Annotated in this window: 14 protein-coding genes; 4 read left to right on the top strand and 10 right to left on the bottom strand. The window is 68.0% G+C overall.

Annotated elements, in window-relative coordinates; translation table 11 throughout:
- The first annotated feature begins 137 nt into the window (after positions 1–137).
- The 3 genes from MEBOL_RS23835 to MEBOL_RS23825 all read left to right on the top strand — a co-directional run bounded on the left by MEBOL_RS23835 (position 138) and on the right by MEBOL_RS23825 (position 4,422).
- Positions 138–1,586 (top strand): NAD(P)/FAD-dependent oxidoreductase, encoded by a 1,449-nt coding sequence (locus MEBOL_RS23835; protein ID WP_095979608.1) that lies wholly within the window; start codon positions 138–140, stop codon positions 1,584–1,586.
- 96 nt (positions 1,587–1,682) lie between these two features.
- Positions 1,683–3,761: an OPT family oligopeptide transporter gene (locus tag MEBOL_RS23830; RefSeq protein WP_095979607.1), complete on the top strand. Its 2,079-nt coding sequence runs from the start codon at positions 1,683–1,685 to the stop codon at positions 3,759–3,761.
- Between the two features lie 223 nt (positions 3,762–3,984).
- Positions 3,985–4,422 carry a hypothetical protein gene (locus MEBOL_RS23825; RefSeq protein ID WP_095979606.1) on the top strand — a complete coding sequence of 146 codons (438 nt, stop codon included), beginning with the start codon at positions 3,985–3,987 and terminating at the stop codon, positions 4,420–4,422.
- Positions 4,423–4,428: 6 nt separating this feature from the next.
- Here MEBOL_RS23825 and MEBOL_RS23820 read toward each other — a convergent pair whose 3' ends face one another.
- The 10 genes from MEBOL_RS23820 to MEBOL_RS23775 form a co-directional block, all read right to left on the bottom strand.
- Positions 4,429–5,601 (bottom strand): pyridoxal phosphate-dependent aminotransferase, encoded by a 1,173-nt coding sequence (locus MEBOL_RS23820; RefSeq protein WP_095979605.1) that lies wholly within the window; start codon positions 5,599–5,601, stop codon positions 4,429–4,431.
- A complete protein-coding gene (locus tag MEBOL_RS23815) occupies positions 5,598–5,876 on the bottom strand; it encodes a hypothetical protein (protein ID WP_095979604.1) in 279 nt (92 codons plus the stop codon). Before MEBOL_RS23815 ends, MEBOL_RS23820 begins: the two co-directional genes overlap by 4 nt.
- 104 nt (positions 5,877–5,980) lie before the next feature.
- Entirely contained in the window at positions 5,981–6,691 is a 711-nt protein-coding gene (gene bioD / locus MEBOL_RS23810; protein WP_095979603.1) for a dethiobiotin synthase, read from the bottom strand.
- A 14-nt stretch (positions 6,692–6,705) separates the two neighbouring features.
- Positions 6,706–7,881: an 8-amino-7-oxononanoate synthase gene (gene bioF, locus MEBOL_RS23805; protein ID WP_245918780.1), complete on the bottom strand. Its 1,176-nt coding sequence runs from the start codon at positions 7,879–7,881 to the stop codon at positions 6,706–6,708.
- A gap of 14 nt (positions 7,882–7,895) precedes the next feature.
- Complete coding sequence (locus tag MEBOL_RS23800) at positions 7,896–8,690, bottom strand: DUF3396 domain-containing protein (protein WP_342747796.1); 795 nt, start codon at positions 8,688–8,690, stop codon at positions 7,896–7,898.
- 113 nt (positions 8,691–8,803) lie between these two features.
- Positions 8,804–9,451 (bottom strand): hypothetical protein, encoded by a 648-nt coding sequence (locus MEBOL_RS23795; protein ID WP_157775411.1) that lies wholly within the window; start codon positions 9,449–9,451, stop codon positions 8,804–8,806.
- 260 nt (positions 9,452–9,711) lie between these two features.
- Positions 9,712–10,641 (bottom strand): DUF3396 domain-containing protein, encoded by a 930-nt coding sequence (locus MEBOL_RS23790; protein WP_095979600.1) that lies wholly within the window; start codon positions 10,639–10,641, stop codon positions 9,712–9,714.
- Positions 10,638–11,267 (bottom strand): hypothetical protein, encoded by a 630-nt coding sequence (locus MEBOL_RS23785; RefSeq protein WP_157775409.1) that lies wholly within the window; start codon positions 11,265–11,267, stop codon positions 10,638–10,640. Before MEBOL_RS23785 ends, MEBOL_RS23790 begins: the two co-directional genes overlap by 4 nt.
- A 167-nt stretch (positions 11,268–11,434) precedes the next feature.
- The gene (gene bioB, locus MEBOL_RS23780) at positions 11,435–12,466 is read right to left on the bottom strand and encodes a biotin synthase BioB (RefSeq protein ID WP_095979598.1); all 1,032 of its coding nucleotides are present in this window, start codon (positions 12,464–12,466) and stop codon (positions 11,435–11,437) included.
- A 138-nt stretch (positions 12,467–12,604) separates the two neighbouring features.
- The gene (locus MEBOL_RS23775; RefSeq protein ID WP_095979597.1) at positions 12,605–12,874 is read right to left on the bottom strand and encodes a GlsB/YeaQ/YmgE family stress response membrane protein; all 270 of its coding nucleotides are present in this window, start codon (positions 12,872–12,874) and stop codon (positions 12,605–12,607) included.
- 217 nt (positions 12,875–13,091) lie between these two features.
- Here MEBOL_RS23775 and radA point away from each other — a divergent pair, with 217 nt between their 5' ends.
- Positions 13,092–14,453 (top strand): DNA repair protein RadA, encoded by a 1,362-nt coding sequence (gene radA / locus MEBOL_RS23770; protein ID WP_095979596.1) that lies wholly within the window; start codon positions 13,092–13,094, stop codon positions 14,451–14,453.
- Positions 14,454–14,459: the final 6 nt, after the last annotated feature.

The following is a 14,459-nucleotide window of genomic DNA, read 5'->3' as shown; positions in this document are numbered from 1 at the left end:
CGAGGGCAAGAGGCCAGACATCCAGTGTGTGCCCCCCGCGCCTTGCCCCCAGGACGGAGCCATTGGACCCCTCCCGAGGGGCTTTTATGATGAGAACAGGACCAGGCTCAGCCAGCTCGCTCATCGACGGAGAATGGATGTCATCCCAGACGCGGAAGTTCGGTCAGGCGGTCGTCATCGGAGGAAGCATCGCGGGACTGTTGAGCGCTCGCGTGCTGTCGGAGCACTTCGAGAAGGTCATCGTCCTGGAGCGGGATCCATTCCCCTCGGGTCCGGAAACGCGCAAGGGCGCGCCGCAAGGCCATCACGTCCATGCCCTGCTGGAAGCGGGGTTGAAGGTGTTGGAGGAGTTGTTCCCCGGAATGCCGCGGGAAATGGAGGGCGAGGGCGTCGAGCGCATCGACATGGCGAGGGATGCCGCCTGGCTCCAGTCCGGCAGTTGGAAGACGCGCTACGAAGGGAACGTCGAGAGCATCCTCGTGTCCCGGCCCTTCCTGGAGTGGAAGGTGCGTGGCCGCGTCGCCGCGCTGCCGAACGTGGAGCTGCGCCAGGGCATCAGCGTCGAGCAACTGCGGCTGGACGCCGCGCGAACCCGCGTCAGCGGAGTGAAGGTGAAGGGCCCCGAGGGAGAGCAGGTGCTCGACAGCGCGCTGGTGGTGGACGCCAGCGGCCGGGGCTCGAGGACGCCGCAGTGGCTGGAGGCGCTGGGCTTCGGCACCGTGCCCCAGGAGCAGGTGCGCATCGACATGGGGTACACGAGTCGCTTCTATGAGCGGCCCGCGGGTTTCGACGCGTGGAAGATCCTCGTCATCAACGGCCGGGCTCCGGAGACGCGGCGCTCGGGGTTCATCTCCAACGTGGAGGGCAATCGGTGGATCGTCAGCCTCAACGGCTACTTCGGCGATCACGCCCCCGTCGACGACCAGGGCTTCCTGGAGTTCGCGCGCCGCCTGCCCACGCCCCACCTGTATGAGTACATCCGCCAGGCCCGGCCCCTGACCCCCCCCTCGCTCCACAAGATTTCCGCGAGCCGCTGGCTGCACTACGAGCGCATGGCGCGCATGCCCGAGGGCCTCGTGCTGCTGGGGGACTCGGTCTGCTCGCTCAATCCCGTCTTCGGCCAGGGCATGACGGTGGCCGCCCTGGGGGCGAAGCTGCTCGGCGACACGCTGTCCCGCGCGCGCGGCACACCGTCGGGCCCGCCTCTCGAGCTGACGCGGCGCTTCCAGAAGGACCTCGGCAAGATCGTGGGCCTGTGCTGGTTCCTCACCACCACCCAGGATCTGGCCTACCCGGAAGCCGAGGGCCACCGCAAACCCGGCCTCAAGTTCCTGCAGTGGTCCTTCAACAACATGATCGACCTGACGTCGGTGGACGCACACGCCTGCCAGCGCTTCTACGACGTGCTGCACATGCGCAAGGGCCTGGAGGGGCTGTTGGACCCGGGCTTCGCCAGGGCACTGCTCACCTACAACCTCAAGAGCCTGCTCGTCCCGCGCGCCCGGCGGGCCAACCTGGACACCCTGCCCCCCCATCCCTCGGCGCGGGGCGGCAAGGATGCCGGGAGGATGGACAGCGCCGCCTGAGCGCGGCCTCGGGCTCCCAGACATTTGGAGGAGCCGGGAGGCGGTTGTAGAACCCTCGACGAGCCGGCCCGTCCCCCTCCTGGGAGCCTCCCGCACATGAAGCCCGAACCCGCTGCCGCCACGGCGGCAGACCCCAAGGCAGTCCCCGAGTTCCAGCCGTACATTCCCGCCGAGCGGACCGACGTGGCCGAGTTCACGCCCAAGGCCATCGGCATTGGCGTGTTCTTCGGCATCGTCTTCGGCGCCGCCACGGTGTACCTGGCGCTCAAGGCGGGCCTGACGGTCTCGGCGTCCATTCCCATCGCGGTGCTCGCCATCTCCCTGCTCAAGAAGCTGGGAGGCTCGACGATCCTCGAGAACAACGTGGTGCAGACCATCGGCTCGGCGGGCGAGTCCATCGCCGCGGGCGTGGTGTTCACCCTGCCCGGCTTCCTCTTCCTGAGCGCGGACAGCCGGGGCGCGAGCTTCTTCGAGTACTGGACCATCTTCACGCTGGCGCTGCTCGGCGGCGTGCTGGGCACGTTGATGATGGTGCCCCTGCGCCGCTCGCTCATCGTCAAGGAGCACGGCAACCTGCCCTACCCCGAGGGCGCGGCATGCGCCTCGGTGCTCATCGCGGGCGAGAAGGGCGGCAACCTCGCGAGGATCGCCTTCCAGGGCGTGGGCTTCGCGTTCGTGTACGCGCTCCTGCAGAAGATCGTGAAGCTCATCGCGGAGACGCCCGCGCTGGTGACGAAGCAGACGAACAAGTACTTCCCCTCGGCCACGCTCAACGGCGACATCACCCCCGAGTACCTGGGCGTGGGCTACATCGTCGGCCCGAAGATCGCCGGCGTGCTGGTGGCCGGCGGCGTGCTCGCCTGGCTCGGCCTCATCCCGCTGCTGGCCACCCTGGTGCCGGGAGACACCATCGCCGAGCAGCTCGTGAAGCTCGGCTATCTGCAGAGCCTCACCACGGCGGGAGGCCCGGGCAACTGGAACCCCGCGACGCACACCTTCGGAGACACGGCCGGAGCCATCTACCGTGCCTACGTGCGGCAGATTGGCGCGGGCGCGGTGGCCGCGGGCGGCTTCATCACGCTCATCAAGACGCTGCCCACCATCGTCTCGGCCTTCCGGGAAAGCCTCTCGTCGTTCAAGGAAGGCGCGAGCAAGGCCGTGCAGAAGCGCACCGAGAACGACCTGCCCATCACCGTGGTGCTCTTCGGCAGCGCGGCCCTCATCCTGGTGATGGCCGTCCTGCCCTTCCTGCCGGGCAGTGTGCTCGGCCGGCTGCTGCTGGGCGTGCTCATCGTGGTGTTCGGCTTCTTCTTCGTGACGGTGGCCTCGCGCATCGTGGGCATCATCGGCTCGTCGTCCAACCCCATCTCCGGCATGACGATCGCCACGCTCATGGCCACCTGCCTCATCTTCATCGGCATTGGCTGGACGGGGGACGTCTACCAGCCCATGGCGCTGTGCGTGGGCGGCATGGTGTGCATCGCGGCGGCGAACGCGGGCGCCACGTCGCAGGACCTCAAGACGGGCTACCTGGTGGGCGCCACCCCGCGCGCGCAGCAGATTGGCCTCATGATTGGCGCGGTGGCCGCGGCGATCGTCATCGGCCTCACCATGCAGCTCTTGGACACCCCCACCGCGGAGCTGCGCGCCCAGGGCGTGGAGCACATGATCGGCACGGACAAGTTCCCCGCGCCCCAGGGCACGCTCATGGCCACGCTCATCAAGGGCCTCTTGTCCTTCAACCTGGATTGGCAGTTCGTGCTGGTGGGCGTCTTCCTGTCGGTGACGATGGAGCTGTGCGGCGTGAAGTCGCTGTCCTTCGCCGTGGGCGCCTACCTGCCCCTGTCCACCACCGCGCCCATCTTCGTGGGCGGCGCGCTCAAGGGCCTCTCGGACTTCATGGCCGCGCGCAAGGGCGAGCACGTGGAGGAGTCCGAGCTGGGGCCGGGCAATCTCTTCTCCACGGGACTGGTGGCGGGAGGCGCGCTCGCGGGCGTGGTCGTGGCCATGCTGTCGGTGAACGAGGGCGTCAACGCCGCCATCTCCAAGCTGTCCGTGGAGCACGCCCTGCAAAGCGCCGTGGGCGAGAGCGGCTACCACCTCATCGGCGTGCTCGCCTTCGCCCTCATGTGCGGCGTGCTCTACCGCGTCTCCCGCAAGCCCGCCGAGGTGTAGGCCCATGTCGCTCCATGCTTCACGGGAGGTGAAACGTTCGCTTCCCGTCATCGTCTGGACATTCCCAGCGGAATTTTGAAGCATGAAGGACGTTCGTCGTCTTGCCCGCATGAAGATGGAGCGGGCAAGACACATCTCTTGTCAGGGCAACCCGGGGGCTGCGTCCGCATCTGACTCTTGCTGCGGACAGCATCCATCCATCAGGACTTTGGGGGAGGAATCCATGAGCACAGCCCTGGTGAAGCAAGCAGCGGCACGGGACGAAGAGGCTCGGGCCGTCGAAACGCGAGAGCGGCGCCACAAGGTGCGCCAGGAAGTCGCGCGCAGCATGCCTGGCCGCTCGCTCGTGGAGCTGTCCCTCGAGGGACTGCGCGGCACCGCGTCGAACGAGGATCAGGAGCGACGCTTCCTCTCCGGGCTCCAGCACCTGGAGGCGGAGCTGGGCGTGGCCCCCGTCGAGCTGGGCGAGGATGCCTCGGGCTATTACGGCCTCTTCGTCACGCAGCTCCCCGCGCTGCTGGCGCGGCGCCGAGCGAGCCGCATCGAGACCCGGGACAGCTGGGATCAGCACCTGAACATCGAGTGCTATGGGCTCGCCGGGAGTCTGGTGGCCACGGGCAAGGTGCCTCGCGACGCCGTCGCGTCCGCGGCCGTTCACTGAGCGCCCCTACCCGCTCGCGGCCAGGACGCGCGCGAGCGGACCCAGGGCCTGGGCGAAGACGTCCGGGTGCGTCAGCAGGGACAGCACCAGCCAGGCGCCGCCCGTGAAGTCGTAGAAGAATCCCGGATGCACCCCCACGCCCGCGTCCAGCAGGGCCAGGCAGGTCGCCTCCTCACCGGGCTCCAGGGGAATGCGCAACACGGCGCTCCAGCCTCCCTCGGCGGGCACCACGCTCCAGGGCGCATGACGCGGCCGGGCGTCGCGCAGCAGGCGCCGGTTCTCCTTCACGCGCGCGAGCACCGCCTCCTGGAAGCGCGGCGCGTGAGCGAGCCATGGCCGCAGGGACAACTGCACGGGTGTATTCACCGGCAGGTACGTGTCCGCCAGCGACTCCAGACGCTCCAGGGCCTCCCGCCGCGCGGCGTCGGGGCCGCCCACGTGCATCCACCCGAGCTTGAGGCCCGGCAGCCCCGCGACCTTCGACAGCCCCGACAGGCCGAAGGTGGGCATGGGCAGCGAGCGCCCGGCCACCGTGGCCACGCGGCCGGGATCCTCGTCCCAGGCGAAGTCCGAGAACACCTCGTCCGACACAAGCGCCAGCCCCTCCCGTGCGCACCACGAGCCCAACGCCTCCAACTCGCCCTCGCGCAGGTAGTGGCCCGTGGGGTTGCCGGGATTCACCACGAGCACCGCCCGGGTGCGCGCGTCCCGCGCGGCGGCGAGCTCGCCCACGTCCAGTCCGAAGCCCTGCGCGAACGGCAGGCGGTAGTGGCGCAGGCCCACGCCCTCCAGCCGCGCCAGGTACTCGAAGAGGGGGTAGCAGGGCGCGGGCACGAGCACGTTGTCCCCCGGCTCGCACAGCAGCTTGAAGAGCCACCCATACGCCTCGCTCGTGCTCGCGGAGAGCACCAGGTGCTCGGGGTGGACAGGGGCCCCGCGCCCGGCCAGGTACGCCGCCACGGCCTCGCGGGCGGACAGCAGCCCCAGGGGCTCGGGCACGTAGCCGAGCGCGTCCGGGTGCGCCAGCGGCGCGGGCTCGGGCATGGGCAGGCCCACGCGGGTGGGATTCGTCTCGGTCAGGTCCAGCAGGGGCAGCCCCCGCTCCCGGCGCTCGGCGAGCGCCCGGGCCAGCGGGTTCCACGTCCGCGCGAAGTCGGTGCGCGCGGAAAACGGACTCACAGGCCCGTCTGCAACATCGCGGAGGCCACGCGGCGGATCAGCTCGCGGCGAATCTCCTTGCGGCAATGCTCGATGGCCTTCGGGTGCGGCGTGGGCAAATCCTCCGCGCGTGAGCGCAACACGGTGCGCAGCACGAGCTCGATCTTGCTCGGTTCGATGTGGAAGAGGCGGGAGCCCTCCTTCTGCAGGAAGTAGGAGAGACCACGCGCATCGAGGAGCTTGGACAGGTACCGCCTGGAATCAGCGAGGAGCGAGAGGTCGATGATGTCGGCCATTCGCCGGGGGTTCTCACCCGGATCGAAAGATGCGTCCATTTCACGGCGGCGAGGAGCGAAAACTTGCCACTCGCGCGAGGACACGTGACGCGGCGGAGGCCGATTTATCGGGCTCGCGCGCGATCGGGGACGAGCGGCGCGAGGGCCGCGCGGAAGGCCGCGTGACGTCGGCGGGACTCCACCAGGTAGGGAACGGGCCCCAGGACCTGTAGCGCATGCCGCTCGGCGAGGAGCGCGGCGTTGTCGCGCTCGGAGGGATCGCGCGTGGGAGCGGAGCGCGACAGCAGCACGGCCGCTACGGGGATGTTGCGCGCGGCGAGCGCGGCGAGCGACAGGGCTGTGTGATTGAGCGTCCCCAGGCCCGCGCGGGCCACGAGCACCACGGGCAATTCGAGCGCGGCGATGAGATCGATGACGTCATGCGATGCATCGAGCGGGACGAAGAGGCCGCCCGCGCCCTCGACGACCACGGACCCCCGCCCCACGCGCTCCCAGGCCGCGAGGGTGACCCGCCAGTCGGGCTCGCGGCCGAGGCGGCGCGCGGCGATGCCCGGGGCAAGGGGCGCGCGGAAACGGTGGGGACAGACGAGTTCCAAGGGCAGATCGCTGCGAGCGGCCTCGCGCAGGGCCAGCGCATCCGCGGGCGCATTCAAGGAGGCACACCCGCTCTCGTAGGGCTTGAAGCCCTGGGGGGCATGCCCCGCGTCGGCGAGCAGGGACAGCAGCGCGCACGACGCCTGCGTCTTGCCCACGCCGGTGTCGGTGCCCGTGACGAAGAAGCGGGGAGGGAGGGGTGAAGTACCTCGACGAGCCATGGAGTCCTTCGCTTTCACAGGTTGAGCGCGCGCAGGGCCGAGAGCGCCAGGTCGAGCTGGCCCTCGGTGTGCGCGGCGGAGAGGCAGAAGCGCAAGCGGCTGGTGCCCTCGGGGACGGTGGGCGGACGGATGGCCTTCACGAGCAGCCCGCGCGCGCGAAGCGCCTGCGAGGCGGCGACGGCGCGCGGGGCGTCTCCCACGATGACGGGGAAGACGGCGCTCCGGGGCTCGGCGATGAAGCCGAGTTCCCGCAGGCCCTTGGAGAAGCGGTGGATGTTGCGCCACAACCGGGCCCGGAGCGCGTCATCCCGCTCGACGATGTCCACGGCGGCCTCGGCGGCGGCACACAGGGCCGCGGGCAGCGCCGTGGAGAAGACGAGCGGCCGGGCGCGCTGGAGCACGAAGTCCACCACGGGACGGGACGCGGCGATGTACGCCCCCAGCCCGCCGAGCGACTTGCTCAAGGTGCCCATGCGCACGTCCACGGCCGACTCCAGCCCCAGTTCCTCGCACAGCCCGGCGCCCCGCTCGCCCAGCACGCCCGTGGCATGGGCCTCGTCCACGAGCAGCGCGGCCCCATGGGCCTGGCACACCTCGACGATGTCGCGCAGGGGCGCGACGTCCCCGTCCATGGAGAACACGCTGTCGGTGACGACGAGCCGGCGGCGCGCGGGGGTGGAGGCCAGGGCCCGCGTCAGCGCCTCGACATCCGCATGGGGGTAGACGACCGTGCGGGCACGCGACAGGCGGCAGCCGTCGATGAGCGAGGCGTGGTTGAGGGCATCGGAGAAGACGACATCCTCGGGGCCCACGAGCGCCTGGAGCGTGCCCACGTTGGCGGCGTAGCCCGAATTGAAGACGAGCGCGGCCTCGGAACGCTCGAAGGCGGCGAGCCGGGCCTCCAGACGGTGGTGCGCGGCGGTGTCCCCCACCACGAGCCGGCTGGCGCCCGAGCCCACGCCATGAACCTCCAGGGCGGCGGCGGCGGCGGCGCGCACCGTGGGCGAGCCGGCCAGCCCCAGGTAGTCATTGGAGGAGAAGTTGACGAGCGTTTCGCCGCCGACCCGCACGAGGGGGCCTTGAGGCGAGTCGAGCGGCTCCAGGAAGCGGCGCAAGCCCCGGGCCTTCAAGGCCTCCAGTTCTTCCTGGGCCCACGCCGTGGCCACGCCCGTGGGGGATGGTGCTGTCACGACAGGCTCCATGATCAATCGAGGAAGCGCCGCTCCCAGCGGCGCATGTCCTCGGCGGTGAAGTCGAGGGAGTTGTCGTCCGGCCCTCGGTAGAGCCAGGGTTCCAGGACACGAGCCAGTTCGCGATAGGCGGGGAGCACGTTGCCCTGCTCGGTGTCTCCCGCATCGGGGGCGGAGCCCAGGGTGACCACCGCGCGCGCTCCCTCCAACGCCTGGACCGTGGTTCCCGGCGACGACAACCGGGAGCGCAAGCCTTCCGCTCCGCCCAACTCCCCGAGCACCGGCTGGCCCAGGAACGTCATCCACGACGGACCACGCACGCGGTCTCCCAGCTTCCAGGAGAGCCAACTGAACTCGGGAATATCCATGCCAGGGTAACGGAAACACAATTCACGAATCAGCCGCAGGACACCCAGTAAGTCCGTCCATCCATTGAACGAAAAGCCAACCTGTCCAAAGCAAAGAGGCAGAGGGGCAGCCAACTCCAGCGCCAACTCGCGCAGGCGTTCGGGGCCATGCTCTTCCAGATATTCGGTGGGAAGCCAGAAGCTCAACGCGCACGAGGCATGAGGCCTTTCTGCCAGGACAGGGTCACCAAGAGGTGCACCTGAGTATTCGGCACGGTAGAGCGCTTCGCTACCGGACGTGTCCCACAAATCGAAGGATGCCCACGACTCCTCAAGCACTTCCCGTCGGATGCGGCTCCATTCGAATTCATCCAACGGTTGCGAGTACCCATCCGCGTCGAAGAAACGGCAGAGGGTGCCGGGACCTATGGCTCTGACATAAACGTCCAGTGAATGGGCCACGGCTCGTGCTATTTCCCGGTGGGGATGGCGGACATAGAAGCAGAGGCTCAAGCCATCACGGAGCAAACTGACTCCGCTTTCCTCTTGGATGCGGATGTGTGGAACCAAGGCCCTCACGGCATGACTCCTATTCGGGGGAGAATCCGCAGCGGCTTTACCAACAAGGCATCATAGTAGACAGCATCTTGCATGAGGCCTTGATGCGGCCCGTTGGTGTACTTACACCAATGACCCTCATAGATTCTGACGCAGGGGAACTTGAAATCATAGACAGCCTGCGCCAGGAGCGGATTGCCCGAATGAATGACGATGTCGGGCTTGATGGTGCCCCTCAGTTCGCCGAAGCAGCCTTCATCCAGCAGCATCGCTTCCTTCTCGGCGCTCATGAACTCCCACTTCCGTGTTTGTTGATTGTACGTGTAACGCGGCTCCACGCTGAAGCCGCCTGGGCGCAGCACCTTCAACCTCGACTCCGCGCACGCCAGCGCCACCCGGTGCATCTCCTCGCCGAGGAACATGGCTCGCGTCCTGTACCGGCCACCGAAGTTTCCCTTCTCATGGCATTCCTCCGGTGTGGGAGGCCTCCCCTCCATGTATCGCTCAAGCACTTCGGAACGCGCCAGGCCGGCACACTCCGTCAGCTCGCGCTCGATGCGCGCCCTGTCCGGCGCCTCCAGCACATGGGCGACCGCGGCCACCGAGGCGCCAAACTCCGCCATCCGTTGCGCGGCTGGGGGAACGACTGCCTCTTCCCCGGCCATGCGCGCACACAGCGCGGGCCGGGTCCGGCACGAGGCCGTCGCCGAGTCGAAAGCCTGGGCGTAGTGGCGCGGCACCCCTCGCCCCGCCACGCCTGGATGACAGGCCAGCAGGAGCGCGCCCCAGAGCAGGGCGCTCAGTCCAGGCCTCACCGGGACGCGTCCGGCTCCAGCTGCTTGATGCCTGGCTTTTCCAGGCGGGGTATGCAACTCCTCCCGTGGCCACGCTGTTGAGAAGGGTCCTGCCATGTCGAAGTCCGTGCTCAATCGAGGAAGCGCCGCTCCCAGCGACGCATGTCCTCGGCGGTGAAGTCGAGGGAGTTGTCGTCCGGCCCTCGGTAGAGCCAGGGTTCCAGGACGCGTGCCAGCTCCCGATAGGCGGGGAGCACGTTGCCCTGCTCGGTGTCTCCCGCGTCGGGGGCGGGACCCAGGGTGACCACCGCGCGCTCTCCCTCCAACGCATGGACCGTGGTTCCCGGCGACGACAACCGGGAGCGCAAGCCTTCCGCTCCGCCCAACTCCCCGAGCACCGGCTGGCCCAGGAACGTCATCCACGACGGACCACGCACGCGGTCTCCCAGCTTCCAGGAGAGCCAACTCAGCTCAGGGATATCCATGCCTGGGTAGCGAAAACACCGCTCGCGAATCATCCGCGAAACACCCATGATATCTAACCATCCATTGAAAGAAAAACCAACCTGACCGAAGCCGAAAGGCAGTGGAGAAGCCAACTCCAGCGCCAACTCGCGCAGGCGTTCGGGGCCATGCGCCTCCAGATATTCGGTGGGAAGCCAGAACTCCAATGCACACGATGCATGGCGTTCTCCCGTCCCGAAAGGGTCGCCGAGCAGTGAAGGATTGCCAACGGGTTTTCCGAAATACTCGGCATGATAGAGATCCTCGCTACCGGACTTATCGAACAAGCCGAATGAAGCCCATGGATCCTCAAGCACTTCCCGTCGGATGCGGCTCCACTCAAACTCATCCAACGGCTGTGAATAACCATCCGCGCCGAAAAACCGACTCAATGTGCCAGGACCAACAGCCTTGATGTAAACATCTAGCGCATGGACTACGGCTTGTGCGATTTCCCGATGGGGATGACGAATATAGAAGCAGAGGCTCAATCCGTCCCGAAGCAAACAGACTCCATCCTGCGCTTGGATACGAATACGTGGAACCAACGCCTTCATGGCATGACTCCTATCCGAGGGAGGATCCGGGAAGGCGTTATCGACAACACACCCTTATAGACATCACTCTGCGTACGACCTTGATGTGGCCCGCGGGTATACTCACACCAACGGCCCTCATCGATTTTGACACAGGGAAACTTAAAATCATAAACAGCTTGCGCCAGAAACGGGTTGCCCAAATGAATGACGATGTCGGGCTTGATGGTGCCCCTCAACTCGCCGAAGCAGCCTTCATCCAGCAGCATCGCTTCCTTTTCGGCGCTCATGAACTCCCACTTCCGTGTTTGTTGATTGTACGTGTAACGAGGCTCCACGCTGAATCCACCTGGGCGCAGCACCTTCAACCTCGACTCCGCGCACGCCAGCGCCACCCGGTGCATCTCCTCACCGAGGAACATGGCTCGCGTCCTGTACCGGCCACCGAAGTTTCCCTTCTCATGGCATTCCTCCGGTGTGGGAGGCCTCCCCTCCATGTATCGCTCAAGCACTTCGAAACGTGCCAGATCGGCGCACTCCGCCAGTTCGCGCTCGATGCGCGCCCTTTCCGACGCATCCAGCACACGGGCGGCCGCGGCCACCGAGGCACCAACCTCCGCCACCCGTTGCGCGGCTGGCGGAATCACGGCCTCTTCCCCGGCCACGCGCGCACACAACGCGGGCCGACTCCGGCACGACGCCGTCGCCGAGTCGAAAGCCTGGGCGTAGTGGCGCGGGACCCCACGCCCGGCCACACCTGGATGACAGGCCAGCAGGAGCGCGCCCCAGCAGAGCAGGGCGCTCAGTCCAGGCCTCACCGGGACGCGTCCGGCTCCAGCGGCTTGATGCCGGCCTTCTCCAACAAGGCCATGTCCTGCGCGTACTCGGGATTGCCCGTGGTGAGCAGCTTGTCCCCGAAGAAGATGGAGTTGGCGCCCGCGAGCATGCACAGCAGCTGCGCCTCCTCGTTCATCTGCTTGCGGCCCGCGGACAGACGCACCATCGACATCGGCATCAGCAGCCGCGCGGTGGCGATGGTCCGCACCATCTCCACCGAGTCCACCGGCTTCTGATCCTGCAAGGGCGTGCCCTTCACCGCCACCAGCGCGTTGATGGGCACCGACTCCGGGTGGAGCTCCTGATTGGCCAGCGTGAGCAGCAGCCCGCAGCGATCATCCACGCTCTCGCCCAGGCCGATGATGCCGCCGGAGCACACGGAGATGCCCGCCCCGCGCACGCGCGCGAGCGTGTTCAACCGCTCCTCGTAGGTGCGCGTGGAGATGATGTCCCCGTAGTGCTCGGCCGAGGTGTCCAGGTTGTGGTTGTACGCCGACAACCCCGCGCTCTTGAGCCGCTGGGCCTGGCTCTCGGTGAGCATGCCCAGGGTGGCGCACGCCTCCATGCCGAGCGCCTTCACGCCCCGGACCATCTCCAGGACGCTGTCGAACTGGGGCCCGTCCTTCACCTCGCGCCAGGCCGCGCCCATGCAGAAGCGCGTGGCTCCCGCCGCACGGGCCTGGGCGGCCGCCTCCAGCACGGACGGCACGGGCATCAGCTTCTCCGCCTTCACCCCCGTGTGGTAGCGCGCCGCCTGCGGACAATAGCCACAGTCCTCGGGGCAGCCGCCCGTCTTGATGGACAGGAGCGAGCACAGCTGCACCTTGTTGTCCTGGAACACCGCGCGATGGACGGTCTGCGCCTTGTGGACCAACTCCAGCAGCGGCAGCGCGTAGAGGGCGCGCACCTCGGCCAGCGTCCAGTCATGGCGGACGGTGACTCCGGCGGGCGGCACGGCGAAGTGGGCGTGACCGTGAAACGAATCGGATGAGGCGGCGTCGTCGGACATGGGCTCCTCGGGGGAGCGCGCAAAGTGGCGAAGACGGCCTCACCTTGTCAACCACGCGAAACGCCCGGGTTGACAACCCCCGGGCGCTCCGGAAATCAGGGACTTGCCGGGGTCATCCCCCGCTCAAGGTCCCTCGCATCAGGCGTGGATGCGGCGGCCCCGCCCCGCCCAGCCCGCCAGGAATAGGACCACGATGGCTCCGATGACGGACATGATCAGTCCGGACGGCTGCAGGTCGAGAACGCTACGGCCCGGCGAGAAGAGGGCGCCGATGAAGCCACCCACGAAGGAGCCCACGATACCCAGCAGCATCGTCGCGATCATGCCCATGGACTGACGGCCCGGAACCAGGGCTCGCGCGATCAGACCCGCCACCAGACCCACCACGATGAACCAGAGAATGCTCATCTTCGCTCTCCTAGATCGGGCACCGCTCCGTGCGGCCCCAGTGGAAAGCAACTTGGGGACCCCCTCCCCTCCGCACAACTTGACCCATCGGTTTCGCGACCGCGCCCATGCCCGCTCGCTCGCTCACCAGCATGGCGGAGGAAAGCGGGCGAGCGCGCACGCAGGCGCCACCGAAAGCCGGGGAAACGTGGGACGGGTGCGCTAGACAACAGCTTCCATGGCGAAGGCGAAGACGCATTACGCGTGTCAGGCGTGCGGGTACCAGTCGGCGAAGTGGTTGGGCAAATGCCCGGACTGCGGCGCATGGAGTTCCCTGGTCGAGGAGACCGAGGCGAAGGTGGACGAGAAGCGTCCGGCCTGGGGCGCCTCGGGTGGGGCGTCCAAGCCGGTGCGTCTGCGCGAGGTGAGCGGCGAGCAGGAGCAGCGCCGGCATACGGGCATCGCCGAGTTCGATCGGGTGCTGGGCGGGGGCGTGGTCGATGGCTCGCTGGTGCTGCTCGGAGGAGACCCGGGCATTGGCAAGTCCACGCTGCTCCTGGCGGCGTTGGATCGGTTGGGCCTGGCGGGACCGGTGCTGTACGTGTCGGGCGAGGAGTCGCTGCGGCAGACGAAGATGCGGGCCGAGCGCCTGCGGGTGGAGGGCGAGTCCATCCACCTGTTCGCGGAGACGGACGCGGAGCGGGTGCTCACGGTGGCCGAGTCACTCAAGCCCCGGGCGCTGGTGGTGGACTCCATCCAGACCATGTACCTGCCGGAGCTGGGCAGCGCGCCGGGCAGCATCTCCCAGGTGCGCGAGGTGGCCGGTCGCTTCATGGCCTTCGCCAAGCGCAGCGGCGTGCCCACCTTCCTCGTGGGCCACGTGACGAAGGAGGGCTCCATCGCGGGCCCGCGCGTGCTCGAGCACATGGTGGACACCGTCCTCTACTTCGAGGGCGAGCGCGGCCATCCCTTCCGGATCCTCCGCGCGCACAAGAACCGCTTCGGCTCGACGAACGAGATCGGCGTCTTCGAGATGAAGGGCGCGGGCCTGGTGGAGGTGGCGGACCCCTCGGCGCTCTTCCTCGCCGAGCGTCCCGCGGGCAAGGCGGGCAGCGTGGTGACGTGCACGCTCAATGGAACGCGGCCGCTCCTGGTGGAGGTGCAGGCGCTGGTGGCGCCCACGGGATATGGCACCGCGCGGCGCACGGCCATCGGCGTGGACGGCAACCGCGTGGCGCTGCTCGCGGCGGTGCTGGAGAAGAAGGAGGACATCCCGCTCGTCGGCTGCGACCTGTTCGTCAACGTGGCCGGAGGCATGCAGTTGTCCGAGCCCGCGTGTGACCTGGCGGTGTGCGCGGCGCTGGTGAGCAGCCTGCAGAACCGGCCGCTGGAGGCGCAGACGCTGGTGCTCGGCGAGGTGGGCCTCGCGGGCGAGGTGCGCGCGGTGGGTCAGGTGGAGCCCCGGCTCGCCGAGGCCGCGAAGATGGGCTTCCAGCGGGCCGTCATCCCCAAGGGCAGTGCCCGGCGGCTGGAGGGCAGCAAGCTGGAAGTCGTCGGCGTGGAGACGCTGTCCGAGGCCCTGGGCGCGATGTTCGACTGATATACC

Source organism: Melittangium boletus DSM 14713 (assembly GCF_002305855.1).
Lineage (GTDB): Bacteria > Myxococcota > Myxococcia > Myxococcales > Myxococcaceae > Cystobacter > Cystobacter boletus.
This window is presented reverse-complemented; position numbering and strand designations above follow the sequence as displayed.